At 37.8% G+C, this 24,825-nt stretch carries 24 protein-coding genes; 16 read left to right on the top strand and 8 right to left on the bottom strand.

Annotated elements, in window-relative coordinates; genetic code table 11:
- The first annotated feature begins 3 nt into the window (after nucleotides 1-3).
- Together N4G44_RS11455 and N4G44_RS11450 are read left to right on the top strand one after the other, a co-directional pair.
- Complete coding sequence (locus N4G44_RS11455) at nucleotides 4-606, top strand: acetyltransferase (RefSeq protein ID WP_474926908.1); 603 nt, start codon at nucleotides 4-6, stop codon at nucleotides 604-606.
- A gap of 18 nt (nucleotides 607-624) precedes the next feature.
- Nucleotides 625-1,785 (top strand): aminotransferase class I/II-fold pyridoxal phosphate-dependent enzyme, encoded by a 1,161-nt coding sequence (locus tag N4G44_RS11450; RefSeq protein ID WP_474926904.1) that lies wholly within the window; start codon nucleotides 625-627, stop codon nucleotides 1,783-1,785.
- Nucleotides 1,786-2,007: 222 nt separating this feature from the next.
- Here the strand turns inward: N4G44_RS11450 and N4G44_RS11445 are convergent, their stop codons facing one another.
- Entirely contained in the window at nucleotides 2,008-2,412 is a 405-nt protein-coding gene (locus tag N4G44_RS11445) for a VOC family protein (protein WP_474926900.1), read from the bottom strand.
- Nucleotides 2,413-2,831: 419 nt separating this feature from the next.
- Here N4G44_RS11445 and N4G44_RS11440 point away from each other — a divergent pair, with 419 nt between their 5' ends.
- Nucleotides 2,832-3,401, top strand: coding sequence for a TetR/AcrR family transcriptional regulator (locus tag N4G44_RS11440; protein WP_474926898.1), 570 nt, complete (start codon nucleotides 2,832-2,834; stop codon nucleotides 3,399-3,401).
- 102 nt (nucleotides 3,402-3,503) lie between these two features.
- Here N4G44_RS11440 and N4G44_RS11435 read toward each other — a convergent pair whose 3' ends face one another.
- The 3 genes from N4G44_RS11435 to N4G44_RS11425 form a co-directional block, all read right to left on the bottom strand.
- The gene (locus tag N4G44_RS11435) at nucleotides 3,504-4,718 is read right to left on the bottom strand and encodes an MFS transporter (RefSeq protein ID WP_474926896.1); all 1,215 of its coding nucleotides are present in this window, start codon (nucleotides 4,716-4,718) and stop codon (nucleotides 3,504-3,506) included.
- A gap of 84 nt (nucleotides 4,719-4,802) precedes the next feature.
- Nucleotides 4,803-5,717 carry a helix-turn-helix domain-containing protein gene (locus N4G44_RS11430; protein WP_474926895.1) on the bottom strand — a complete coding sequence of 305 codons (915 nt, stop codon included), beginning with the start codon at nucleotides 5,715-5,717 and terminating at the stop codon, nucleotides 4,803-4,805.
- 165 nt (nucleotides 5,718-5,882) lie between these two features.
- Nucleotides 5,883-6,389, bottom strand: coding sequence for a hypothetical protein (locus tag N4G44_RS11425; protein ID WP_474926894.1), 507 nt, complete (start codon nucleotides 6,387-6,389; stop codon nucleotides 5,883-5,885).
- Nucleotides 6,390-6,761: 372 nt separating this feature from the next.
- On the opposite strand from N4G44_RS11425, the gene N4G44_RS11420 reads away from it, so the two are divergent.
- The 3 genes from N4G44_RS11420 (at nucleotide 6,762) to N4G44_RS11410 (ending at nucleotide 9,974) form a co-directional block, all read left to right on the top strand.
- On the top strand, nucleotides 6,762-6,938 hold the full coding sequence (locus tag N4G44_RS11420; protein WP_040994607.1) for a histone H1: 177 nt from the start codon (nucleotides 6,762-6,764) through the stop codon (nucleotides 6,936-6,938).
- Between the two features lie 165 nt (nucleotides 6,939-7,103).
- Nucleotides 7,104-8,252 (top strand): hypothetical protein, encoded by a 1,149-nt coding sequence (locus tag N4G44_RS11415; RefSeq protein WP_474926891.1) that lies wholly within the window; start codon nucleotides 7,104-7,106, stop codon nucleotides 8,250-8,252.
- A 150-nt stretch (nucleotides 8,253-8,402) separates the two neighbouring features.
- The gene (locus N4G44_RS11410; RefSeq protein ID WP_474926889.1) at nucleotides 8,403-9,974 is read left to right on the top strand and encodes a M20/M25/M40 family metallo-hydrolase; all 1,572 of its coding nucleotides are present in this window, start codon (nucleotides 8,403-8,405) and stop codon (nucleotides 9,972-9,974) included.
- Nucleotides 9,975-10,096: 122 nt separating this feature from the next.
- On the opposite strand, the gene N4G44_RS11405 is transcribed toward N4G44_RS11410, so the two are convergent.
- On the bottom strand, nucleotides 10,097-10,732 hold the full coding sequence (locus tag N4G44_RS11405; RefSeq protein WP_474926886.1) for an HAD family hydrolase: 636 nt from the start codon (nucleotides 10,730-10,732) through the stop codon (nucleotides 10,097-10,099).
- 46 nt (nucleotides 10,733-10,778) lie between these two features.
- Nucleotides 10,779-12,902 (bottom strand): Tex family protein, encoded by a 2,124-nt coding sequence (locus tag N4G44_RS11400; protein ID WP_474926884.1) that lies wholly within the window; start codon nucleotides 12,900-12,902, stop codon nucleotides 10,779-10,781.
- Nucleotides 12,903-13,102: 200 nt separating this feature from the next.
- Between N4G44_RS11400 and N4G44_RS11395 the strand changes: the two genes are divergently transcribed.
- From N4G44_RS11395 to N4G44_RS11385, 3 genes are all read left to right on the top strand, one after another.
- On the top strand, nucleotides 13,103-13,780 hold the full coding sequence (locus N4G44_RS11395) for a YceI family protein (RefSeq protein WP_474926881.1): 678 nt from the start codon (nucleotides 13,103-13,105) through the stop codon (nucleotides 13,778-13,780).
- A gap of 117 nt (nucleotides 13,781-13,897) precedes the next feature.
- Nucleotides 13,898-14,140, top strand: a complete 243-nt coding sequence (locus N4G44_RS11390; RefSeq protein WP_474926879.1) for a GIY-YIG nuclease family protein — start codon at nucleotides 13,898-13,900, stop codon at nucleotides 14,138-14,140.
- A gap of 220 nt (nucleotides 14,141-14,360) precedes the next feature.
- Nucleotides 14,361-14,636: a DUF1294 domain-containing protein gene (locus N4G44_RS11385; RefSeq protein WP_474926878.1), complete on the top strand. Its 276-nt coding sequence runs from the start codon at nucleotides 14,361-14,363 to the stop codon at nucleotides 14,634-14,636.
- Between the two features lie 140 nt (nucleotides 14,637-14,776).
- Here N4G44_RS11385 and N4G44_RS11380 read toward each other — a convergent pair whose 3' ends face one another.
- Complete coding sequence (locus N4G44_RS11380) at nucleotides 14,777-16,345, bottom strand: glycosyl hydrolase family 28-related protein (protein ID WP_474926876.1); 1,569 nt, start codon at nucleotides 16,343-16,345, stop codon at nucleotides 14,777-14,779.
- 251 nt (nucleotides 16,346-16,596) lie between these two features.
- Here N4G44_RS11380 and typA point away from each other — a divergent pair, with 251 nt between their 5' ends.
- The 5 genes from typA to ychF all read left to right on the top strand — a co-directional run bounded on the left by typA (nucleotide 16,597) and on the right by ychF (nucleotide 22,569).
- Nucleotides 16,597-18,402, top strand: a complete 1,806-nt coding sequence (gene typA, locus N4G44_RS11375; RefSeq protein ID WP_474926873.1) for a translational GTPase TypA — start codon at nucleotides 16,597-16,599, stop codon at nucleotides 18,400-18,402.
- Nucleotides 18,403-18,576: 174 nt separating this feature from the next.
- Nucleotides 18,577-18,792, top strand: coding sequence for a bacteriocin-like protein (locus tag N4G44_RS11370; RefSeq protein WP_474926871.1), 216 nt, complete (start codon nucleotides 18,577-18,579; stop codon nucleotides 18,790-18,792).
- A gap of 141 nt (nucleotides 18,793-18,933) precedes the next feature.
- Nucleotides 18,934-20,526 (top strand): glycoside hydrolase family 10-like protein, encoded by a 1,593-nt coding sequence (locus tag N4G44_RS11365; RefSeq protein ID WP_474926870.1) that lies wholly within the window; start codon nucleotides 18,934-18,936, stop codon nucleotides 20,524-20,526.
- A 196-nt stretch (nucleotides 20,527-20,722) separates the two neighbouring features.
- Nucleotides 20,723-21,274 carry a ferritin gene (locus tag N4G44_RS11360; RefSeq protein ID WP_073059628.1) on the top strand — a complete coding sequence of 184 codons (552 nt, stop codon included), beginning with the start codon at nucleotides 20,723-20,725 and terminating at the stop codon, nucleotides 21,272-21,274.
- A gap of 203 nt (nucleotides 21,275-21,477) precedes the next feature.
- Nucleotides 21,478-22,569, top strand: coding sequence for a redox-regulated ATPase YchF (gene ychF, locus N4G44_RS11355; protein WP_474926866.1), 1,092 nt, complete (start codon nucleotides 21,478-21,480; stop codon nucleotides 22,567-22,569).
- 113 nt (nucleotides 22,570-22,682) lie between these two features.
- On the opposite strand, the gene N4G44_RS11350 is transcribed toward ychF, so the two are convergent.
- Nucleotides 22,683-22,844, bottom strand: a complete 162-nt coding sequence (locus N4G44_RS11350; RefSeq protein WP_117614893.1) for a bacteriocin — start codon at nucleotides 22,842-22,844, stop codon at nucleotides 22,683-22,685.
- A 145-nt stretch (nucleotides 22,845-22,989) separates the two neighbouring features.
- Between N4G44_RS11350 and N4G44_RS11345 the strand changes: the two genes are divergently transcribed.
- Both N4G44_RS11345 and N4G44_RS11340 read left to right on the top strand, forming a co-directional pair.
- A complete protein-coding gene (locus tag N4G44_RS11345) occupies nucleotides 22,990-23,928 on the top strand; it encodes a helix-turn-helix domain-containing protein (protein WP_474926865.1) in 939 nt (312 codons plus the stop codon).
- 97 nt (nucleotides 23,929-24,025) lie between these two features.
- Nucleotides 24,026-24,790 (top strand): SDR family NAD(P)-dependent oxidoreductase, encoded by a 765-nt coding sequence (locus N4G44_RS11340; RefSeq protein ID WP_474926863.1) that lies wholly within the window; start codon nucleotides 24,026-24,028, stop codon nucleotides 24,788-24,790.
- Nucleotides 24,791-24,825: the final 35 nt, after the last annotated feature.

Genomic DNA, 24,825 nt, shown 5'->3' with positions numbered 1-24,825 from the left:
AATATGTATTTATACGGAGCAAGTGGCCACGGCAAAGTTGTAGCTGAAGTAGCTGAGGAAACCGGTTACAATATTGAAGCTTATATCGATGAAAATCCTTTGAAGGAGAGAGTGCTGAGCTATCCTGTTCTTCACGAGGTTCCCCGGCATGAAATAGATATCCTTATTTCTATCGGAAATAATAAAACGCGCAAAAGAATAGTAAACCAGGGAGAGCTGTTCAATTATGTTACCCTTATTCATCCCAAAACGGTTATATCCAAAAGGGTAAAAATCGGGGAGGGTACTGTTGCAATGCCCGGCGTTACGGTAAATGCGGCCGTAAAAATAGGAAAGCACTGTATTATCAATACCAATGCTTCCATTGATCACGACTGTATTCTGGAAGATTTTGTCCATATTTCTCCCAACGTGGCACTGGCCGGAAATGTATATGTAGGCGAAGGAACTCACATCGGGATCGGAGCCAGCGTAATACAGGGAATAGAAATTGGAAAGTGGTGCACCATTGGTGCAGGAGCTGTTATTATTAGCGATGTCCCGGATGGCTCTACTGTAGTAGGTAATCCCGGAAAAGTAATAAAGAGTAGAAGTTTAAAAATATAGAATAGTAAAAGTAGAAATATGAAATCAAAAGTATGGCTTTCATCTCCCCATTTGGGAGGAAGCGAATTAAAGTACATCAAAGAGGCATTTGACTCTAATTGGGTAGCACCTTTAGGGCCGAATGTTGATGGTTTTGAACGAGATCTTGAGAAATTCTTGAATGAAGACATTAAGGTGGCTGCGCTTTCCGCAGGAACCGCTGCTTTACACCTGGCATTAATCGAGTGCAATGTAGGTCCTGGAGATGAAGTTATTTGCCAGTCGATGACCTTTTCTGCCTCTGCTAATCCTATCGTTTATCTGGGGGCTGTTCCCGTATTTATCGATTCCGAAAAAGATACCTGGAACATGTGTCCGGAAGCTTTAGAGGAAGCTATAGAAGACAGGATTTCAAAAGGTAAAAAACCGAAAGCGATCATTGTAGTGAACCTTTACGGGATGCCTGCAAAAATGGATGAAATTTTATCAGTTGCTACAAAATATGATATTCCTTTAATTGAGGATGCTGCCGAATCATTGGGTTCTACCTATAAAGGAAAGGCTTGCGGTACTTTTGGACGTTTTGGTATTTTATCATTTAACGGGAACAAAATTATTACAACTTCAGGTGGGGGCGCATTGGTGTGCCATTCCCAGGAAGATAAAGACCAGGCTGTATTTCTTTCTACACAGGCCAGGGATGATGCACCGCATTACCAGCATTCTCAGATTGGATATAATTACAGAATGAGTAACATTAGTGCAGGAATCGGACGCGGACAAATGGAAGTTCTACTAGAAAGAGTGGAAGGCCGCAGAGGGGTACATAGCTTTTATGCTGAGCTTTGTAAGAATTTCGAGGGGGTAAAATTATTTTCAGAACCCAATTCCGATTTCTATAGCAATCACTGGCTGTCTGTTATTACAATAGACGAAACAAAGACATCCAAAAATTATGAAGACCTGCGTCTGGCATTCCTGAAAGATGATATAGAATCCCGGCCTATCTGGAAGCCGATGCACCTGCAGCCGATATTCCAAGATGCCCCATATTATGGAGGAAAAGTAGCTGAGGAGCTGTTTGGAAACAGTTTGTGCCTGCCTTCAGGATCCAATCTTTCTGATGAGGAAAAAGAAAGAATTGCAAAGGTAATGATCGATGTTTTTTCCAGTAAGAAAGAATATTCGGTTTCGCGGTAATCTGGTTAAGTCTGGGTATTTCTATTTTGATCATTAATGAATACCAAATCATTTATATAAAAATATATTTTTCTATTAAGTTGATACCTTCAGCTGACCAGATCAATAAAAGTGACCATCTGCTAAATGGTCACTTTTGTTTTTTAAGAATGCAATTCAAATTATCAAACAGAAGTTAGCTGATTCCTTATATTCCGTCTGATTTTAATAAGCTAAATTTTTTTAGGCAGTAAACTTTTCTTTTGATTCTTTTGTTACCGGAGTAAAAAAGTTCACCAGATTGCCATCAGGATCCCTGAACAGCAATGATTTATTGCCCCAGGGCATTACAGTCGGTTCCTGAACAATTTTAGATGACAGGAAATCTTTTAACCTTTCAAATTCTTTATCTACATCATCCACCAGAAATTCTATTATTGCAGTGCGGTTTTCTGCAGGTTGAGCCACGCTTTCCCCGCCAAAAAACTGCAGGGTTTTAGTGCTTCCGATAGCAAGAGTGGTATTTGGGGTTTTCATTTCAGCAAAATCCGGGGTATACCGTATTGCTGAAATTCCTGTTATCTGCTCATAAAATCCTACTAAACTTTCAGTGCTGGAAGTAATGATACGTATTGATACCAAATTCATTTCTTTAAAATTTTTAAATTACTCTGTAAAATTAAAGGGAAGCTGTGACAAGAAGCTGTCAGTAGATATGAAGTCTAACTTAAATAAATAATTTTTAGTACTTATTTAAAAAAACAAAAAACAGCACCATTTAATGGTGCTGTTTACATTTAGTGTTCTTACCTTTACTTGGTATTTGAAATGGTAGATGATAATCATTTTTCCTTTTTAAATACCTCATCATTAGTTGTTTTGAAACATAAATAGTTTTTAGAAATATATATAAAATGGTTTAGTTTGTGCAAATATACGAAACAAGACACTATGCAGTGTCTAAAATAATTAAAATTTTCTTAAACTTGTATAATCGAATCTGTAATAATGGAAAGAAAATCAGCAGCAGGCAGTATCCGGAACAAGGAACGCAGTAAAAAAAGTTTTTGGATGCCGTTGGGAAAATTCTGAAATCAAAAGGATATGCAGCATTGAAAGTAAATGATATTGCAACCGTTGCAGGAGTAGATAAAAAAATGATCTACACCTATTTTGGCGGTATGGATGGACTTATGGATGAGTATATCCGGTCGCAGGATTACTGGAGTAATGTGACTACCGATCAGGTATTGCCTGACACAGGAGACGGTGGAAGATTTGCTGTAGAACAAATGTTACTACAACAATATGATTACGTACACAGCAACAAGGAGCTGCAAAAATTATTACTGTGGCGTTTATCCGAATCCCGGAAATCTTTAACCAAGCTTACCAATATGCAGGAAGAGAGTGGGGAAAGCCTTTTTAAACTGATTGCTGATCCCTATTTTGGAGAGCGGTCGTGGGATTTTCGTGCAATATCGGCTATTCTGGTTTCGGGACTTTATTATCTTAATATGTATGCGTCGGTAAATGGAAGTATTTTTTGCGGCATCGATCTGAATACTCCTGAAGGACGCGAAAAAATAAAAAAAGCAGTGTCTTTTTTAGTCGATCAGACCTATGAGAATCTGTAGATAAGGTTACCAGATAAACTGAGCTGGCCACCGGACGGAATTTCTGAAATAAATGTCCAAAATGAATGGCAGCAATCTTTTTTAAAACAAAAAAAGCAGAGACTAACCCTCTGCTTGTTCTTTTTTAACGGCCTGGTGCATCACCAGGATGATTCCTAAAAGGATAACGGCAATTGCCAGATAGCGCCACGCGAGGCCTTGCTGTTCCGTAACGTTTCCGCTTACCGAAATTATAAAACTTGTGACAGACGTGATCACATACACCAGTCCACCCATCAGTCCGCCGGCTGTACCCGCATTTTTTGGGAAGTATAACATACTTGTGGTAAAAAATGAAGTGAACAGAATTCCCGAACAGATATGAATAAAAAAGGCAAAAGGAACCATAATAAACAGACTCTCTGCATAAAAGCTGGTTGCAATCAGTCCTGTAATCAGGATCAGCTGTAAAATAATCGGCTGTAAGATTCTTTCCTTAAAATCAAGTTTAAGTCTTCTTTTTCCTATAAAACCGCCGATCATCCATGAAAATCCTAATATCAGGGTACAGTATCCGATTATAACCGGTGTAAAATGAAAGGTATTCTCAATGATAAAAGGACCTGTGATATTGAAAAGCATTACAATGGAGTAGCTAAGCCCTAAAATAAAGATTCCCAGCATAAAAATTCTGTTTTTCAGCATCATCTTGTAAAGACTGATGTTCTCTGAAAGATTAAGTTTCTTTCTCTCCGGCAGACTTTCCCCACTGAAAAACCATTCGAACAGAAACAGCATTCCTGCATAAAAAGCAAGAAAATAGAAATTGGCATGCCAGTTAAACAATTTTTCAAGATATCCCCCTAAAAATGGAGCCAGGATAGGTCCGCAGGACCAGACGATCGTGAAATAGCTCAGATAATGCTTGACTTTTTCAGAATCATAGAGGTCTACAAAAATAGCCCTTGTAGCGACAACGAGTACAGAAACTGCAGCTCCCTGGAGAATACGTAGCAGGCAGATCAGCAGAATACTGTCTGTCATCGTAATCAGAATACTGCTGATGATCAGCAGGAACAGGGCAACAAGCTTTGGACGGTAGCGTCCGATACTGTCCAGAATTCCTCCTACAAACAGCTGTGAAATTCCGTAGCTCAGTAAATAAGACGTTAATGTAATCTGGATATCTTTTTCAGAGACGTGCATCTCCTTTGCCATCGAAGGGAAGGAAGGCAAGTAGATATCTGTAACGAACCCGGAAAGCGGGATCGATATAAAAGCCATAATGGTTATTAATCTGATTCTTTTTTCAGATGCTTCTTTCAATAACATAATCATTCGTTATTTTACTATGCAAAAATAAATCAGGAATACCTGAAATCAATTTTAAAAGACAAAGTAAAAATTACAAAAATCAAAGATTTAAAATGCATTTTTAAATTTCAGTGGTGAAACTTCCGCATGCTTTTTAAAGAAATTATTAAAATGGGAAGGCTGCTCAAAACCAAGCGTATAACCTATTTCGGCGATATCCCAGTTGGTGTATTTCAGCAGATTTTTGGACTCTTCAAATACCCTTTCCTTGATGATCTGTGTAGTGGTAAGTTGTGTTACCGATTTTACTGAAGAATTCAAATGATTGACATGCACATTAAGATGATCAGCAAAATCAGAGGCTGTCTTTAAAGCCAGAGGATAGGCTGGAGAATCCAATGGAAACTGTTTGTTGAGAAGCTCATCAAATAAACGGTATAATCGAATGTTGGCCGGAAGCTCATTAGGATGGATATCATCTACTCGGTTCTCCAGCGCAAGATGCATCACGGAAGCGAGATGACTTTTAATGCTGCTGCAGCGGAACGGATATGTCGAGTTATTCAGCTTATACATCTGTTCAAAATAAAGGGTTGCCAGCTGGGTCTGTTCGTCCGTTAAAAACACAATGGGCTTGCTCCATTCCTTGAAAAGTGAAGTCTTTTTAAATAGATTGAATTCTGTGTTTCCGCTGAAAAACTCCTGATTGAAAAGGCAGAAATATCCTTCCTGAAAATTCCCCTCACATTCCCATGAATACGGAATATTAGGTGACGGAAAAAAGAGGGCAGGACGATCAACATACAGCTTGTGATGGCCATACTGGAAAGTTCCTTTACCGATAATAAAGCTTATTTTGTAATAATCACGGCGGTTGTAAGGGCTTTTGAAACTGCAGTATCTTCGCATTGAGACATTGAAATGGGATTTTCCCGTTTCAAAATCATCGGAATCAAACATTTTGATCTGCTCATTCCGCACACGTTTATAATAATCTCCAATAGTTTCCAGCTGATCGCTCATAATCTAAAAATTATAAAAATCAAAGATAAGTAAACCTACGTTAACTTAAAGTTATTTTGAGTAACGTAATCATAATGAATATGATAGTTTTTGTCAATTTTCTTTAAAACTCTTTACCTTGCCGTATTATATAGATTGATATGATAATTTTCTGAAAAATAATTCTCAGTTGATTTTCAGGCTCAAAATGTGAGATGGAAGCTGGAAAGGTCCGGCAGTAGCATCAGCAACAATAATAAAACCTGATTCTTTAAAAAATTCCAGGAGGGGATCATGGGTAATCATATTAAGCCATATGATATCTGTAAAGCTGGCCGCTGAACGGCATTTTTTCCAAAGTGACTCTCTGATTTCCGGTGAATCGAATTCGGGAAGTATGACAAAGCTGATTTCGGTTGCTCTTTTTCCTTCAGGCAGTGTGGGATGGGCAGAACCGCTTTTCAGAATGCTGTATCCGGCAGGTTTTTCATCCGCATAGGTAATAATAAGCTGATTCGAGAGATCATTGAGGTCATTGATCATTTTTCTGGGATCAATATCGGCTATATATTTTTTGATATCTTCTTCCGGAACCCAGTCCTTGTGCAGGGTATAAACTGATGAATCGATAATGGTTATAAGATCAGAAATGCCTTCTTCAGAACCCACCGTAAATTTTGAAATTATATTCATGAATCTTTTTTATTCAAATTTAGAAGATTATTGTATTCAAAAGGGATACAGTTTTCATTAATTTAACCATTACAGTTTTTTTGTTTAAAATTTATAAAATGAAGATGACAATGCTGAGGCCGGGATATTTTAAGAATCGCAACTTTGGAATAAAAATAAATAGATCAGATTGATGAATGAAAAATAGTTGAATTCCTGCTCCAATGCCCTATAAAATTTAAAGAAAGCCCGGAATTTTTAATTTTAATGTAAAGAAAATCAGGTGGATGATCAAATAGCTGAAAAAAATAACATTTTAACTCAAACTTTTTCTTTCTCAGTTAGGCTGGAATTACCATAAAACCTATATTTGCAGCCTAAATTTTAAAAATAATGAAAGAACTAATTGAAAAAATTAACGCTGAATTCGAAGCGTTCGCAACTGAAGCTAACCAACAAGCAGAAAAAGGAAACAAAGCTGCAGGGACAAGAGCTCGTAAATCAGCTTTGGAACTTAGCAAACTGTTCAAAGAATTCAGAAAAGTTTCTGTAGAAGAAGCTAAAAAATAATTCGTTCCCTGCCGGCTCACTCTGAGCCGGCTTTTTTTATGTCTTATTCCTGGTTTTAACGGTGATGTATGCGTTAAAATACTATTAAATTTTATCAGGAAATCACCTTATTTCCCTGTCCGGGCATATATTTGTGGAAATTGATATTAAATTTATTTCCCGACCATGAAATACTCCTACCTTTTAATGCTTCTTTTTGTTGGGCTTTGTTCTGCTCAGAAACTTAAAGTAATTGATTCGGAAAACGGTAAAGCTATACCGCATGCAAGAGTCATTCTTTCCAATCAGGTGGTTTATACCAATGAAGACGGGTTTGCACCTGTAGGCCAGGATGCCCGGAATTTTGAAATTTCGGCTTCAGGATATCAGAAAAAAATAGTTTCAGCTTTCAATTCCCAGATTAAATTGACTCCTGCTTACAAAAACGTTGGAGAAGTAAAAATAGTCAGCGTAGATATCAGGAAGCTTCTTGGAGATGTAAGCAAGAATTACCATAAAAGATATTATAATGAGCCTTCCCTGTATGATGTAGTTTACAAAGAAAAAAGGCTGGATAACAATAAGCTCTATTTCCTCGTCATTGCCGAAACAAAATTGTGGAGCAAAAGCAATCATTATAATTACAAGGATGGTATCAGAAAAAACTATGATGAGATTCTCCAGATGCAGCTGAATAATGTAAAATACCTGAAAAATGTAAAAGGAGACAGTGTTTTTACAACCGGAACCAATGAATTTTCCCATGAATACATGGGGAATTATTTCTTTAATTTTGAACTGAACCGTACGCTTAATCATATAAAAAGTGAGGGGGCAAAATATTCGGGAAAGATGATTTCTGAAGAAGGTGACGAGCAGCTGGTTACTTTCAAAATCAAATCCGGTATAGGGATCGAGTTGAAAGGGGAGTTTAAATATAATAAAACTGATAAGGTGATCACTTACTTTGAAGTGCATTATGTACAGACGGGCTATCCTCCGGTGAGAAGAAAAACAGCTGAAGGAATAGAATACGATTACCAGCTCGGAGATGCCTCGCTTATCTTTGATTTTTATAAAAAAGACGGAATGTATTTACCGGCCCTTACCAGATTTGAAGGAGATAAATATTCCGCTTTCTATCTGGGCAGGAAGCATGAAAGGAAATTCAGCCGGGAGATTATTTATAACACTTTTGAAAAATCAAATAAAGAAGGTCTTTCTCAGAAAGTAGATTTCGCTAAAAACATCTGGGAAAATGTTCCTGTGAAAGAAGAAAAAGAAGATGCAACACTTCTTTCGGCCGACGAACAGGCCTTTATCAATGAAAAATAATAAATATTGAGTTAGATTTTAAGACGATCACTTTTGAAATCTATTTTTTGTAGAAATCAAACCTGAAAATCTGTAAAATATTCCTCTTATCCGTGAGTTTTCTTCTTTATTCAGGCAAATTCTGTTATCTTTAAGCATTCAATATATGTTATGAAGATAAATAGATTTTTTGCTGTGCCTGCCGTTGTGCTGGCCGCCCAGTTCTCATGGGCTCAGGTGAAGGTTGATCCTAAAGAAAAGCTGGATCCTGTTGTAAAAAGCTTTGTAGATGAAATCAACAACAGTTCTCAGCTGGAAAATATGGCTTATGAACTTCTGGACGGTATTGGTCCCCGATTGGTGGGAACGCCAGAGATGTTGGCCGCCAACGAATGGTCTGCTGCTAAACTCCGTTCATGGGGAATAGAATCCAGCCTTCAGCAGTTTGGAACCTGGAAAGGATGGCAGCGCGGGATTACACACGTAGATATGACCTATCCCCGTGTAAAATCATTAACAGCAACCCAGCTTGCGTGGAGCCCGGCAACGAAAAAAGCAGTAGAAGCCGAGGTAATTATCCTTCCGAAAGTTTCTTCCAAAGCTGAATTTGATGCATGGATTCCCTCTGCGAAAGGGAAAATTGTCCTGATAGCACAATATCAGAAGATCGGGCGTTCCGATGAGCAGATCAAGGAATTTGCGACCCCGGAACTGTACGAAAAACTGAAAGCAGAAAAAGAGCAGGCAGGAAAAGACTTCCGCGACTATGTGAAAAATATCGGGTATGATAACAATACGCTTCCTGAAGCTCTGGAAAAAGCGGGAGCAGCAGGAATTGCCATTTCCAACTGGACGGGAATTATGGGAGCCAACAGGATTTTCGGAGCAAAAACATCAAAAATCCCAATGATCGATATTGATGTGGAAGATTACGGAATGCTTTACAGAATGGCAGAAAAAGGCGCAAAACCTAAGATCAGAATCGAAGCACAGTCAAAGGTTCTTCCTGAAGCGAAAAGTTTTAATACAATTGGGATTATCAAAGGAAAGGAAAAGCCTGAAGAATACGTGATTCTTTCTGCGCATCTGGACTCCTGGGATGGAGCTCAGGGAGCAACAGACAACGGAACAGGAACGCTGACCATGCTGGAAACCATGAGAATATTGAAAAAATATTACCCGAACAACAAAAGGACTATAGTGATAGGACTGTGGGGAAGTGAAGAGCAGGGATTAAACGGTTCGCGGGGTTTTGTCGCAGACAATCCGCAGATTATAAAAGGAGTGCAGGCAGTTTTCAACCAGGATAACGGAACAGGACGGGTAGTTAACATCAGCGGTCAGGGATTTGTAGATTCTTACAACTATATCGGGAAATGGCTGAACGGAGTTCCGAAAACGGTGAGAGACCAGATTAAAACAGATTTCCCGGGAATGCCGGGCGGCGGGGGTTCCGACCATGCATCATTCGTAGCGGCAGGAGTGCCGGGATTTTCTTTAAGTTCCCTGAACTGGGGATATTTCGGGTACACCTGGCACACAACGAAAGATACATATGATAAAATTGTTTTTGACGAGGTAAAAAACAATGTGGTTTTAACGGCAGCATTGGCTTATATGGCCTCTGAAGATCCTGAATTCACCAGCAGAGAAAAAAGAGTATTGCCTCAGGATGATAAAGGAGAAACAGTGAAATGGCCGGAGGTAAAGGCACCAAGAAGAGATTCTAAAGATTTTAAGTAAAGATATCAGATATCAGATATCAGATGTCAGACTTCAGATTACATTGATATAAATTTTCAAGCTTAAAAATAAAGGCTGCACAATAATCTGTGCAGCCTTTTTTCTTATAAAAGAAAGTTTTTTTAAATATGAAATTCAATATCCGGAAATTTTGAAACTGAAGGCTGATATTCAGGGGTATCCAGTTTTCCAAAGCCATATCCACAGAAAATAAACGGTAGATGATTCATTTTTGCAGAATTGTAATCGGTTTGCGTATCACCAATATAAACTGTGCTTTCAGTGCTTAAATTATTTCTTTCCATAATCAGCTTGATGTTTTCAGCTTTTGGTTTCCTGGTCCGGCCATAAGATTCAAAATCGGTAAACAGATCACCGAATTTATTATAGGCTAAAAACGATTCTATATAGCCGTCCTGACAGTTGCTGACAATAAACAGACTACGGTTTTTTGCCATGCTTTTCAGCGCTTCTGCTACACCGTCATAAAGAATGCCGCCATATTGGTGCAGCACTTTATTTTCTTCTTGTACAATTTCGGAAAGTACCTTATGAACCAGCTGATCGGAAATTCCTGGAACCATATCTTTTAAAATATGATCGGCCAGCAAACCCATATATTGGTTCATATCTTCAGGTTTTAAATCTTGTTTGATTAACCCGTGCTTATTTAACACTTCATTCCAGATTTTGATAATTGTAGCTCTGGAATCCCAAAGTGTCCCGTCCAGGTCGAAAATTAAATTTTTATATTTCAAGGTATGATTACTTTGTTGATTATACTATTGAAGATCTTACAGATAACTATAAAATCATGCTTAGCTGTACTCTTTTTCTGGCTTCATCTACTTCCGTTACTCTTACACGGACATGCTGATGAAGCTTTACCACTTCGTTCACATCGGAAACGAATCCGTCTTTCAGCTGGGAAATATGGACAAGGCCGCTTTCTTTGATTCCCATATCTACAAAACATCCGAAAGCCGTAATATTATTGACAATTCCCGGAAGGATCATTCCTGGCTTTAAATCTTTTATGCTTTTTACATTGGGATCAAATTCAAATACTTTAGCTGCTTTTCTGGGATCTAATCCAGGTTTTTCAAGCTCTTTCAGGATATCTTTGATTCCGAGAATCCCTATTTCCTCAGTCACATAATTTTCAGGTTTTATCAAAGCTGTTTTTTCTTTGCTGGCAATCAGTTCATTGGTTTTGATTCCTAAATCTTTAGCCATTTTTTCTACAATTCCATAAGCTTCTGGATGTACTGCTGAATTATCGAGTGGATTTTTCGCGTTGGCGATTCTTACAAAGGCGGCAGCCTGCTGATAGGCTTTTTCACCAAGTCTCGGAACTTTCTTCAATTGCTTCCTGTCTTCAAAAGCACCATTTTCCGTCCGGTAACTGATGATATTTTCTGCCATTTTCTCCCCAATTCCTGAAACATAGCTCAAAAGTGATTTGCTTGCAGTATTCAAGTTGATTCCCACAGAGTTTACACACTTCATTACGGTAGAATCAAGTTCGTTTTTCAATTGTGTCTGGTCTACATCATGTTGGTATTGCCCTACACCAATTGATTTTGCATCAATTTTTACCAGTTCTGCCAGAGGATCAGCCAGCCTTCTTCCGATAGAAACAGCACCACGTACGGTCACATCATAAGATGGAAATTCATCCCTTGCAATTTTACTTGCAGAATACACCGATGCACCAGCCTCCGAAACTACAAAAACCTGCAACGGCTTATCGAAAGCGATTTTTTTAATGAAAAACTCTGTTTCACGGCTTGCTGTTCCGTTTCCGATCGAAATGGCTTCGATGTTGTAAGCGTTGACCATGGAACGGATCTTTTTCATGGCCATTCCGCTTTCATTCTGAGGGGCGTGAGGGTAGAGGGTTTCATTATGCAGAAGGTCTCCCTTTTCATCAAGACAGACTACTTTGCAGCCGCTTTTGTATCCCGGATCGATTGCCAGAATCCTTTTTTCGCCTAAAGGCGGGGCCAGAAGCAGCTGGCTCAGGTTTTCAGAAAATATTTCAATTGCTTTTTTGTCGGCTTTTTCTTTGGCTTCCTGCAAAGCCTCATTGGAAATGGCCGGTTCAAGAAGTCTTTTGTAGCTGTCTTTTATAGCCAGAGCGATCTGCTCTGAGCTTTCATTATTAGATTTGATGATGGCTTTTTCGATAAAATCAACGGCTTCTTCCTTATTGATCCCGATATTCAGTTTCACAAAACCTTCGGATTCGGCTCTGAGCATGGCCAGAAGTCGGTGAGAAGGAGTTCTGTTAAGATTCTCTTCCCATTCAAAATATTGGGAGAATTTCTGAGCTTCTTCTTCATCTTTTTTGGCTTTAATGGCTTTGGAAGTGATTATAGCCTTACGCTGAAACAGACGGCGCAGGTTTTTACGCACATACATATTTTCGTTAATCCATTCCGCCATGATGTCCCTTGCTCCCTGAAGTGCTTCCTCTTCAGAAGGAACATCATTATTGAGGTATTTTGATGCCAGAAACGCTAAGTCGTTATTTTTCTGGCTCATAATGATCTTTGCTAAGGGCTCCAATCCTTTTTCTTTTGCAGTATCCGCCTTCGTTTTTCTACGTTTTTTGAAGGGCAGGTATAAATCTTCAAGCTCTACAATATCGAAGCTTTCTTCTATTCTCTGCTTTAATTCTGAGGTTAAAGCGTTCTGTTCTTCAATTGATTTTAAAATACTTTCCTTTCGCTTTACAATTTCTTCAAACTGTTTGCTTATTTTTGAGATCTGTTGGATCTGGACTTCATCAAGATTTCCGGTCTTATCTTTCCTGTAACGGGAAATAAAAGGAATGGTGCAGTCTTCTGCCAATAATTGAAGGGTGTTGCTGATGCTTTTTTCAGGGATATCAAGAATTTGTTTTATATAGCTTGTTGTGTTCATTTTAAATTTTAAACAGCTAAAATAGGCAATTTTGCTATGGAGTGAAATAATTTCGGACGGTCATTTCAGGCTGTCATATCTTAAGTAAGAATAAAATTTTTCATTTCTTGATGTATGTTAAGATAATATGTGGTATGGTTTTTCTATTTTTGAATCCTGAAATTTAAATTTTAATTAAATTTTTTAAAACAATAAATAATATGAAAAAACTTAGTGTAATTGCATTGGTAGGAGTAGGATTGCTTGCAGCATCTTGTAATAAAGAAAAATCAGCAGATACTGCTGCTACAGCTACAGAACAGAAAGTGGCAGAAAGTAAAGGAGAGGTACTGGCAGTGGATGTTGCTACTTCAGTAGTTAACTGGAAAGCTTTCCACAAAGGGGGAATGGCTCCTCGTTGGGGAACACTTAACGTAAAATCAGGAGATCTTAGCGTTGAAGGAGGTCAGTTAACTGCCGGAAACTTTGTAATCGATATGAACACTATCAAAGTAGATCCTGCTTCAGTAACTGAAAAAGATAAAAAACCTGGAGATCTTGAAGCTCACCTGAAAAACCCTGACTTCTTTGATGTAGCGAAAAACCCTACTTCAGATTTCAAAATTACAAGTGTTACAGATCTGAAAGATGCGCCTAAAGATGCAATTGCAGGAGCTAATAAAACAGTAAGCGGAAACCTTACATTATCAGGAAAAACAGTGAATGTAACGTTCCCTGCTAAAGTAGATGTAACAGATAATTCAGCTTCTGTTCAGGCTAAATTTACAGTAAACAGAGCAGACTGGGGACTTAAATTCGGTACTTCAGAAGCAGATCCTGCTGAATGGATGATCAGCAAAGACATCGAAATTGGTGTTGATGTAAAAGCTAAAAAATAATTTGTTAGATACAAACAATACGAAGGCTGCTTTTTTATAAAAGCAGCTTTTTTATGTAATCCGGGAAAATCAAGCCATCAGAATAATAAAAACTTTTATATTTATGAAAACGCAAATATGAAAGAAAAGATCCAAGGCTGGATGTACATTTTATTATGTGCTGACGGAAGTTATTATACCGGAAGTACAAATGATCTTGAACGAAGAATCCTTCAACACCAGGTAGGCGAAGGTTCGAATCATACGAAAAAAAGACTTCCCGTTAAACTGATCTATTTTGAAGAGTATGAACGTATTGATCTTGCTTTTTACCGGGAGAAACAGGTACAGGGCTGGAGCCGTAAGAAAAAGAAGCTTTGATTAACGGACATCCTGAATTGCTGCCCCAGCTAGCAATAGCTTACAGAGACTTACTTTCTGAAGGGTAAGGTGGCTTCGAGTGCCTCAGCCACCTTGGAAATACAGCCGGAAAATAGTTTTATTCATATTTAAATAATAAAACACAATTTTATATCAAAGGACAAATATAAGGTGGCTGAGGCACTCGAAGCCACCGTTTATTTATTACTACTTTTGCACCATGATCATGCTATACATTCTGCTTACATTAAACCTGTTTGCGTTCATCGTTTTTGGATGGGACAAGAGGCTTTCAGTCAAACATAAAAGAAGAATCCCAGAAAGTACACTTTTAGGAATAACTTTTATAGGAGGAACGGTGGGAGCGGTTTTAGGGATGCTTATTTTCAGGCATAAGATTTCAAAAACATCTTTCTTACTGAAATTTGCGCTTATAGTTTTGGTTCAGGCTATATGTATTTACTTTTTGAAAAATATTATTAAGATTAATCTTTAAAGTAAAACCACGAAATTCCTGTTGATGTAAGGCTAAAAATAACTTGTTAAATACAGAAAATGAAGAGCTGCTTTCCTGGAAAAACAGCTCTTTTTATATAATAATAAGACTATAAACTCGGGATATTTTATTATTTTAATTTACACTACTGTTCCTGTACTATCTTTCCACGCAGAATCCAAGCCATCATACCAAATTGGCTTTCTGAGATTATTATCGTAAAAGAATTGTGCATGTTTTAAGTTTTTGTTTGGACGTACAAATCCATGATCAAAATAACTGGCTGTCAGAGCTACTTTGTTTATTGTTTTAAAGTCGTTTCCATTTCTATAAAAAGAACCGGAAAAGTTGGTTTCAGACGAACCGGTATAAGTAGGGTCCTTTACAATGATGGCGTTAGGATAAGAAATGAAATTACTATCCCAGTTCAAGCTGTCAATACTGGAAACATAGGCAGCATATGGAACGGAACTTCCGCTTGCCACTAAAAATTTGTTGCCGATCACGGAGGTTCTTCCCAGTGTTTCAGCTACGTAAATATTTGCTCCTTCATCATTAACGGCAATATGATCACCACAGTTATTGAAGATATTGTTAAATATTTCCCAATCATAGCAATTACTTCCTTGGTAGATAGCATTTTTATTGATACCATTAATGACACTTGAGGAAATTGTAATTCTATTGGAATTAATTCCTTTAACAAAATGACTGGTGTAATCATTTGCGGTTGAGTATAGGCCTCTACCTAAAACATTGATACCATTCAGAATAATTTCGTCAGCTTTGTCTGCATAAACGAGTCCGTTTATTGAGTTACCGGTAGCATGAACGAAGAATGAATTGCTGATCTGAACCTGCTGTACTCTTTTAATATCATTACCCCTGATCCGAATAGCATACGCTTCGGTTGGACTATCCACTTCACCAATATATAAATTAGTGATAGACGTGTTTTGGTGACCTGTATTGGTATCCAGAGGCTCGATATCCAGACATGAAACCTTTCCTGAATTACACCATACATTGACCAATCTGTTTCCTCCGGCAACCAGTCTTAAAGGAATATCTCCTGCAGCGAATTCAGAATTGGAGATACTGCTGTCCGAATATATTTGAGCACCAATTTTATTATCTCTGAAATAACAGTTTTCTATTCTTAATAGACCTCTTTTGGAATATAAACCATATTCAGAGAAATTTTTTACCACTACTCTGTCCAGAATCAATCCGCCACCTTCAGTAAAATCCATGGCAATAGTTCCTGATATAGTAGCATGATCATCATGTTTTCCGTTAAAAATAAGATTTGAAATTTTGAAAGTATTTAGTCCTGCTACACCTCTAAAAAGTGTATTTGAGTTTTTTGTTGTAAGAATAGTACTGTTTTTATCCCAAATATCACTGCCGCTTCCTGAAATGCTGAGTCCTGAAAATTCCATCGGAATTTCAATAGTAGAATTGATGATATATTGACCAGGGTCTAATCTTACCGAATGGAAAGAGCGGATAGCGTTTTTTATCGCTTGCGTGTCATCTGTTTCACCATCACCCTTAGCGCCAAACCACTTCACATTTACCGTGTCATCAACTAATATTCTTCTGTAATATTTATTGTTGATTTTCTTATAGATGATATCATCACACATATTATCATTAATATCTGTTGTTTCATCATAGGCATGTTCTGTTTCTAAAAACAGGTCCATTCACCTGTAAACGGGTCATTTAATTCAATTGTTGCCATTTTTTTCGTTTTTTTATGTTATTATACTTGTTTCCTGTAGAAAAACTACTGAAGCAAAGATAAATGCAGCCAGCGCCAGAACTTGACGTATATTATTTTATCGGGGATTTAAAAGATTTTGCATAAATTTCTCATTATGAATTTGTTAATTAATCCATATTCTTGCTCATTATTCATTAAAAAACACTATTTTTGCACCCGTAAAAATCATTCATGCAAAACATTAGAAATATTGCGATTATCGCACACGTTGACCACGGGAAGACGACTTTGGTTGACAAGATTATTCATGCTACAAACATTTTCAGAGAAAATCAGGAAAGTGGAGAATTAATAATGGATAACAATGACCTTGAAAGAGAAAGAGGGATTACGATCTTATCCAAAAATATTTCTGTTACCTATAAAGATACTAAGATTAATGTAATCGATACTCCTGGTCACGCCGATTTCGGTGGTGAGGTAGAAAGAGTTTTGAAAATGGCAGACGGGGTAATTCTATTGGTTGATGCCTTTGAAGGACCTATGCCTCAGACAAGATTCGTACTTCAGAAAGCATTGGAATTAGGACTTAGACCATTGGTGGTGATCAACAAAGTAGATAAGCCAAACTGTCGTCCGGATGAAGTTCACGATCAGGTATTCGACTTATTCTTCAACCTTGAAGCTACTGAAGAACAGTTGGATTTCCCAACATTCTACGGATCTTCAAAACAAGGTTGGTTCAACACTTCATTAGAGCAAACTGAAGATATTTTACCATTATTAGATGGGATTTTACAATATGTTCCTGCACCGAAAGTAACGGAAGGTAACCTACAGATGCAGATCACTTCCCTTGATTACTCTTCATTCTTAGGAAGAATTGCAATCGGGAAAGTAACAAGAGGAGAACTTAAAGAATCTCAATGGATCGGTCTTGCACAGGCAGACGGAAAAGTGGTAAAAGGAAAAGTAAAGGAGCTTTATGTTTTCGAAGGTTTAGGAAAGAAAAAAGTATCTGAAGTACAGGCAGGAGATATCTGTGCTGTAGTTGGTTTCGATTCTTTCCAGATCGGGGATTCATTTGTAGATCTTGAAAATCCTGAACCATTGGAAAGAACTGCTATTGATGAACCTACATTGAATATGACGTTCTCCATCAACAATTCACCTTTCTTCGGAAAAGACGGTAAATATGTAACTTCCAACCACCTTAAAGAGAGATTGACAAAAGAACTTGAGAAAAACCTTGCATTAAGAGTTCAGCAGACTGATGATGCCAACACTTTCCTTGTTTTTGGTAGAGGTATTCTTCACTTGTCAGTTTTGATAGAAACGATGAGAAGAGAAGGTTACGAAATGACTATCGGTCAGCCACAGGTTATCCTGAGAGAAATTGACGGTGAGAAATGTGAGCCTTACGAATCTTTGGTTGTTGACGTTCCTGAAGAATATGCTTCAAGAGTTATCGATTTGGCAACTCAGAGAAAAGGTGACCTTCACATCATGGAAACAAAAGGGGAGATGCAGCATATGGAATTCGAAATTCCTTCAAGAGGTTTGATCGGATTGCGTTCTCAGATGTTGACGGCCACTGCCGGTGAAGCTATTATGGCACACCGTTTCACAGAATATAAGCCTTTCAAAGGAGCAATTCCAGGAAGAAACAATGGAGTATTGATCAGCAAAACACAAGGTCCTGCTACAGAATATTCTATCGCTAAACTACAGGACAGAGGTAAATTCTTCGTTGATCCGGGTGAGGAAATCTATGCAGGAATGATCATTGGTGAACAAAACAAACCTGGAGACTTAGTAGTAAATATCGTGGAAGCAAAACAGCTGAACAACATGAGAGCTTCAGGAAAAGATAAAGATACCGGTGTTGCACCTAAAATCTTATTCTCACTGGAAGAATGTATGGAATATATCCAGGGTGATGAAGCCATTGAAGTAACTCCAAACTTCATCAGAATGAGAAAGAAACTCCTTTCTGAAGAAGAAAGAAAAAGAGTGGAAAGATCAGCGAAAGCATAAGAAATTATTATACATATCTATAAAGGCCTCGAATTTTTCGGGGCTTTTTTGTTGAATTTTTGGAAGATGGATCTTTTCAGTTATTTGTGATAATTTTTAATTAATTATTAAATTGTTTGTGTGGTATGGAATAATTTATATATTTGTAACCTAATTTTAAAAACTATTATAAATATGAAAAATTTGAAAAAAATTTCGAGAGTTTACTTAAAAAACATCAAAGGTAATGGAGGTGATCTTGATGAAGCTTGTTGTGAAGGAAGTGATGGAGGAGGCAGTGGTTGCAAACAATGTGTATCTTGCTCTAATAGACAGGGTAGCCCATCCTGTTATACAGATCCAAATGGAGATTGTCAAAAAGCTTTAAGTATGGCAGCATCATTATGTTAGTTAATACTTGTTTCTGGTTTTAAATAATATCATTTCCCACTCATTGTAGTGGGAATTTTATTTAAACCTAGAGAAATTATTGTCATACTATATCTGAGGTTCTTTTGACGGGTTTTAAAAAATTGAGCTATTTTTGTAATTATGAAAATAATCAATATAAAAATAATGTGTCTGTTGGGAGCTGCCATGTCATTAAGTAATTCATGCTCCGTACAGAACAATACAATAAAAACACCACCAGCCAAACCTACCAGCAATATCACAAAACCAAAAGATCCGGTTACCACAGTAAAACCTGTAACGCCAGCTGATGAGAACTTCAGAACGGTTCTTCCGGAAGTTAAAAGAGAATTTCGCGGAGCCTGGATCGCAAGTGTAGCCAATATCAACTGGCCTTCAAGAAATAATTTAACAGTTGATCAGCAAAAGGCAGAAGCTATCAGCATGCTAGATATGCTGAAAGATAACAATTTCAACGCGGCAATCTTCCAGATCAGACCTTCTGCAGATGCCCTTTACACAAGTAATATAGAACCTTGGTCATATTTTCTGACCGGGCAGACCGGGACAGCACCTTACCCGAACTATGACCCTCTTCAGTTCTGGATCGAAGAAGCCCATAAAAGAGGTCTGGAGCTGCATGTGTGGCTAAACCCTTACCGTGCCCATCATACCAACGGAGGAGCGGTAAACAGCTTGTCTATGGTAAATAAACTTTCTGATATTGTTGTCAGATTGAAAAACGGAATGTATTGGTTCGATCCTGCTAACCCTAAAACCCAGGGCCATGTTTCCAATGTTGTAAAAGATATTGTGAAAAGATATGATATCGATGCCATTCATTTTGATGATTATTTTTACCCTTATGCCACTTATAACAGAGGAGCCGATTTTCCCGATAATGCAACCTGGAACGAATACCTGAGAAATGGCGGAACATTATCCAGGGCAGACTGGAGAAGAGATAACGTTAATAAATTTGTAGAAAGAATTTACAAAGAGATTCATGCCGAGAAAGATTATGTAAGATTCGGGATCAGTCCGTTCGGGATCTGGAAACCCGGATATCCTGCAGGAATTGTGGGATCTTCTCAATACGACGAATTATACGCAGATGCAAAATTATGGCTGAATAAAGGCTGGGTCGATTATTTCTCTCCACAGCTTTACTGGCCTATCGATGCCCAAGGGCAGGGCTTTGAAGCGTTACTGAACTGGTGGAAATCTGAAAACACAATGAACCGCCATCTCTGGCCGGGCCTCAATACCGTTGAAATTAAAGTATCAGACCGGCCAACAGAAATTAAAAATCAGATTGAAATTTCCAGACAGGTCTTAAAGAACGATGCCGGAGAAATTCACTGGAGTATTGCAGGGTTAACAAAAAATGCAAACATGCTTCCAACCCTTAAAAACGGACCTTATAGCGAAAAAGCATTAGTTCCGAAAACACCTTGGATTAAGGCAGTTCCTCTACAAACACCCACTTTATTTACAGCAAATAACGGAAGCTTTATTCAGGCCAGCTGGAGTACGAAAAATATCGGAAACGTTTTCCAATGGATTCTTTTCACTCAATATAACGGAGTCTGGGAAACAGAAATCCTTACACTGGATAACCTTTCAAAAGACATTCCGAAATCTAAAGGAGGCAGAAACCTGAATGCAGTTGCCATAAAAGCAGTGGACAGGCTTGGAAACGAAAGTGATTATATGGCAAAGAAAATTAAATAAAAATTAATTGAATAAAATAAAGAAAACCGGTTCAGAAAAGAGCTGGTTTTTATTTTAGAATAACTATAAATTATTAGCTTAAAATAATGAAGATCAGTTCTATGTAAATGAAATTTAAAGTAAATGGTTAAAAATAAACTCCGGACGGAATCATTTTTGCATTATTATTTTCATAATCACCAAAAAATATATCATTATGAATACCAACAGACTTTCCCCGACCATTGAAAAAGCATTGAGCGATCAGATGAACAAAGAAATTCACGCATCACATGTTTTTTTATCGTACGGGATCTGGGCAGATGATAAAGGATATCAGGGAATTGCCAATTTCCTTTACAGACATGCCCAGGAAGAAAGAAACCATTCTATTAAATTTATGGAATACGTGCTCAACAGAGGAGGAAAACCAAAAGTAGATGCCATTCCGGCTCCTCCTGCAGATCCTGAATCTTTAACGGCATGTTTTGACGGTGTATTTAAACACGAAGTTGACAATACTACAGCCATTTACAGAATTGTAGACCTGGCATTGGAAGAAAAAGATTGGGCAACCTGGAACTTTATGCAGTGGTTTGTACAGGAACAGATCGAAGAAGAAACATTGGCCAGCAACCTGATCGATAAACTGAAAATTGCTGGTGGTGACCGTGCTACGGATGAATCTTTATTCACTTTAGATAAAACATTACAGGAAACTCCCAATGATGTGCCTTTAGCACAGGAAGCTACCGGAGATAACCCATAAAAACCGAATGGGTGAACAAAAATTATTAAAAATCTGCCAGATTATCGGCAGATTTTTTTATTATGAAACTCCCTTTAAAATCACTATCTTTGCAGGCTGAAAGTTCAGTGGTCCGAAGCTGATAAAGAATAAACTTTAAACATCAGACTTTAAACCTGTAAACTGAACAGCATCATTGAATATTAAACTTTGAATTTTACAATATGAAATGTGGAATTGTAGGCCTTCCGAATGTAGGTAAATCAACTCTTTTTAACTGCTTGAGCAATGCTAAAGCACAGTCCGCAAACTATCCTTTCTGTACGATAGAACCGAACTTAGGAACGGTATCTGTACCGGATCACAGATTATTTGAGCTTGAAAAAATAGTAAATCCGGAGAGAGTATTGCCCGCTGTAGTTGAAATCGTTGATATTGCAGGTCTTGTGAAAGGAGCCAGCAAAGGAGAAGGATTGGGAAACCAGTTTCTTGCCAACATCCGCGAATGTGAGGCTATTATCCATGTTTTAAGATGCTTTGACAATGGAAATATCATCCACGTTGAAGGTTCTGTAGATCCGTTGAGAGATAAAGAAATTATCGACATCGAATTACAGCTTAAAGACCTTGAAACGGTTGGAAAAGCTGTGGAAAAAGCTAAAAAATTCATTAAATCAGGTAAAAAAGACGATATTCTTGTTTACGAAACCCTTCAAAGCCTTGAAAAATTCATTGAAGACGGTAAAAATGCAAGAGAATTCCCGGTAAATGATTTAACTCAGCCAATTATTGATGATATCCAGCTTTTAACGAAAAAGCCTGTACTATATGTTTGTAATGTAGACGAAAATTCTATCAAAAACGGTAACGAATGGGTAGAAAAAATCGATGCAATGGCTAAAAGTGAAGGTGCGGAGATTGTTGTTTTAGCAGCGCAGATCGAAGCAGATATCAATGAGCTGGAAACTTTCGAAGAAAGAGAAATATTCCTTGAAGAATTGGGACTTGAAGAGCCGGGAGTTAACCGTCTGATCAGAAAAGCTTACGACTTGTTGAAACTTCAGACCTATTTTACGGCTGGAGTGAAAGAAGTGAGAGCCTGGACAATCGGGCAGGGATGGACTGCTCCACAGGCTGCAGGAGTAATTCACTCCGACTTCGAAAAAGGATTTATCCGTGCGGAAGTAATCAAGTATAATGATTATATTACTTACGGTTCCGAAGTGAAGATTAAAGAAGCCGGAAAGCTTTCTGTAGAAGGTAAAGAATATGTTGTTCAGGATGGTGATATCATGCACTTCAGATTCAACGTATAAGAAAATATTAAAAGTTAGTTTGTAATAGAAAATGCTTCAGGGATAACCTCTGAAGCATTTTCTTTTTATCGTTCAAAAAAGCCATCCCATGAAGAATGGCTCTTTTTGTTTTATTAAGGCTCTATTCCTGGTCTGCACTGCAGCTGTGCGCAGCCTATTGATATTTTACTGCAGGCACCGGTCATAGGATCAATGCAATCCATTAATCCACCTGTGATGCTTCTTAATTGCTTTTTGTTCAGTTTTTTTCCTTTGGCTAAATTTTGATTTTTCATAAGTTTTGATTTTTAATGAGTTAGTTTAAAACTAAGGTAAGAAAAATATCTATAGGTATGTCACATGATGTGGAAAAATGTAAAAATATTTTTCCGGTTTCAAATCCGTTAACTTTGTATATTTGAATTTTACAAATCGTCAGTTATGGAAAAAATCACTCATACGTCTCTTGAAGATTTTTATAAAGAGATGACGGCCAAACTGGGAAAAGATATAGAAAGTATTTTTCCGAAAGGACTTCATAAAGATATCGGGCATTTTAACGTATTCGATATCCGGCAGACTATTGAAAGGGTGAAATCTACTGCAGAAATGCCATATAACAGAAGGAAATATTATAAAATAAGCCTGATCAGAGGAAAGAACAGGGCAGAATATGCAGATAAAGTCATTGCGATCAAAAAAAATGCTTTGTTATTTGCAACACCAAAAGTTCCTTATCATTGGGTACCCGAAGACCCCGATCAGTCAGGTAGTTTCTGTGTATTTACAGAAGATTTTTTCATTAAGGCACAATCCCGGTTTTCACTGGAAGACCTGCCGATTTTTCAGCCGGGCAATATTCCTGTATTTGAAATTGATGATAAACTGGCAGATGAAATAGAAATCTTGTTTTCAAAAATAAAAAAAGAAATAGAATCCGATTATATTTTTAAATATGATTTAATCAGGAATTATGTTCTGGAGCTGATTCATTATGGACAGAAATTACAGCCTGCAGCAAAGCTTTCCGCTTCAAATGATGCTTCATTAAGAGTGGTTTCATTATTCATAGAACTTCTGGAAAGGCAGTTTCCAATAGAATCTTCAGATCAGAGGCTGGAACTGAAAACGGCAAAAGATTATGCAGACCGGCTGGCCGTTCATGTCAATTACCTGAATAAAAAACTTAAGGAAAGTACCGGAAAAACGACCACGGAATTTATTGCCGACCGCCTGATTCAGGAAGCTAAAATCCTCCTGAGACAGACAAAATGGAATGTTTCCGAAATATCCTATGCGCTGGGTTTTGAAGAAATTGCCCATTTTTCCAACTTCTTTAAAAGAAAAACTTCTTTTACTCCTATGGAATTCCGCTCATGATTTGAATTTTGCAAATTTCAGATTGATTCGGGCAAACATTTCTTATGCAGAATTCTCCAACTTTGTACCATTAAATATTACCAAACAATATAAAAAGATGAATACAAAAACAAAAATTGCATTAATCACCGGAGGAAGCCGCGGGCTTGGAAAAAATGCAGCCCTTAAGATTGCCCAAAAGGGATTAGACGTTATTATTACTTATAAAAACAGCCGTGAAGAAGCTGATGCTGTTGTCAGCGAAATAAAGGCACTGGGACAGAAAGCAGCTGCTTACCAGCTGGACACCAGAGATGTAAAAAGTTTTGATGCATTTGTGAAAAGCGTTACAGACCACCTGAAAACCGAAACGGGAAGCCCAAACATAGATTTCCTGATCAACAATGCAGGAACAGCCTTATATTCTCCCATTACAGAAACCACTGAAGAGCAGCTGGACGACATTATAAATGTTCATTTTAAAGGTGTTTTCTTTCTGACGCAGAAAATACTTCCTTTCATCAATGACGGCGGAGGAATTATCAATATTTCATCAGGACTTGCAAGATTTGCCCTGCCGGGATCCTCTGTTTACGGTTCTATGAAAGCCGGTGTGGAAATGCTGACCAAATACATGGCAAAAGAGCTTGGCTCCCGTAAAATAAAAGCAAATGTTATTGCACCGGGTGCTATTGAAACTGATTTTGGCGGCGGAAGAACAAGAGATGACCAGAATGTGAACTCAATGATTTCCAGTGTCACTGCATTGGGAAGAGCCGGACTGCCGGATGACATCGGTGGAGTTGTGGCTTTTCTGTGTACCGACGATGCCGGATGGATCAACGGACAGAGAATAGAAGCTTCAGGAGGAATGTTCCTGTAAAAAATAATTGATTGATAAAGTTAAAGGGTCCTTTA

This window comes from Chryseobacterium sp. GTID13, assembly GCF_056172655.1.
The sequence above is the reverse complement of the archived record's forward strand: the minus strand, read 5'-3'. Positions and strand labels throughout refer to the sequence as shown.

What these genes read in the sequence shown, in the direction of transcription:
- N4G44_RS11455 (WP_474926908.1), top strand. Translation starts at nt 4, where the DNA reads ATGTATTTATACGGAGCAAGTGGCCACGGCAAAGTTGTAGCTGAAGTA.
- N4G44_RS11450 (WP_474926904.1), top strand. Translation starts at nt 625, where the DNA reads ATGAAATCAAAAGTATGGCTTTCATCTCCCCATTTGGGAGGAAGCGAA.
- N4G44_RS11445 (WP_474926900.1), bottom strand. Translation starts at nt 2,412, where the DNA reads ATGAATTTGGTATCAATACGTATCATTACTTCCAGCACTGAAAGTTTA.
- N4G44_RS11435 (WP_474926896.1), bottom strand. Translation starts at nt 4,718, where the DNA reads ATGATTATGTTATTGAAAGAAGCATCTGAAAAAAGAATCAGATTAATA.
- N4G44_RS11430 (WP_474926895.1), bottom strand. Translation starts at nt 5,717, where the DNA reads ATGAGCGATCAGCTGGAAACTATTGGAGATTATTATAAACGTGTGCGG.
- N4G44_RS11425 (WP_474926894.1), bottom strand. Translation starts at nt 6,389, where the DNA reads ATGAATATAATTTCAAAATTTACGGTGGGTTCTGAAGAAGGCATTTCT.
- N4G44_RS11420 (WP_040994607.1), top strand. Translation starts at nt 6,762, where the DNA reads ATGAAAGAACTAATTGAAAAAATTAACGCTGAATTCGAAGCGTTCGCA.
- N4G44_RS11415 (WP_474926891.1), top strand. Translation starts at nt 7,104, where the DNA reads ATGAAATACTCCTACCTTTTAATGCTTCTTTTTGTTGGGCTTTGTTCT.
- N4G44_RS11410 (WP_474926889.1), top strand. Translation starts at nt 8,403, where the DNA reads ATGAAGATAAATAGATTTTTTGCTGTGCCTGCCGTTGTGCTGGCCGCC.
- N4G44_RS11400 (WP_474926884.1), bottom strand. Translation starts at nt 12,902, where the DNA reads ATGAACACAACAAGCTATATAAAACAAATTCTTGATATCCCTGAAAAA.
- N4G44_RS11395 (WP_474926881.1), top strand. Translation starts at nt 13,103, where the DNA reads ATGAAAAAACTTAGTGTAATTGCATTGGTAGGAGTAGGATTGCTTGCA.
- N4G44_RS11390 (WP_474926879.1), top strand. Translation starts at nt 13,898, where the DNA reads ATGAAAGAAAAGATCCAAGGCTGGATGTACATTTTATTATGTGCTGAC.
- N4G44_RS11385 (WP_474926878.1), top strand. Translation starts at nt 14,361, where the DNA reads ATGATCATGCTATACATTCTGCTTACATTAAACCTGTTTGCGTTCATC.
- N4G44_RS11380 (WP_474926876.1), bottom strand. Translation starts at nt 16,345, where the DNA reads ATGGACCTGTTTTTAGAAACAGAACATGCCTATGATGAAACAACAGAT.
- typA (WP_474926873.1), top strand. Translation starts at nt 16,597, where the DNA reads ATGCAAAACATTAGAAATATTGCGATTATCGCACACGTTGACCACGGG.
- N4G44_RS11370 (WP_474926871.1), top strand. Translation starts at nt 18,577, where the DNA reads ATGAAAAATTTGAAAAAAATTTCGAGAGTTTACTTAAAAAACATCAAA.
- N4G44_RS11365 (WP_474926870.1), top strand. Translation starts at nt 18,934, where the DNA reads ATGAAAATAATCAATATAAAAATAATGTGTCTGTTGGGAGCTGCCATG.
- N4G44_RS11360 (WP_073059628.1), top strand. Translation starts at nt 20,723, where the DNA reads ATGAATACCAACAGACTTTCCCCGACCATTGAAAAAGCATTGAGCGAT.
- ychF (WP_474926866.1), top strand. Translation starts at nt 21,478, where the DNA reads ATGAAATGTGGAATTGTAGGCCTTCCGAATGTAGGTAAATCAACTCTT.
- N4G44_RS11350 (WP_117614893.1), bottom strand. Translation starts at nt 22,844, where the DNA reads ATGAAAAATCAAAATTTAGCCAAAGGAAAAAAACTGAACAAAAAGCAA.
- N4G44_RS11345 (WP_474926865.1), top strand. Translation starts at nt 22,990, where the DNA reads ATGGAAAAAATCACTCATACGTCTCTTGAAGATTTTTATAAAGAGATG.
- N4G44_RS11340 (WP_474926863.1), top strand. Translation starts at nt 24,026, where the DNA reads ATGAATACAAAAACAAAAATTGCATTAATCACCGGAGGAAGCCGCGGG.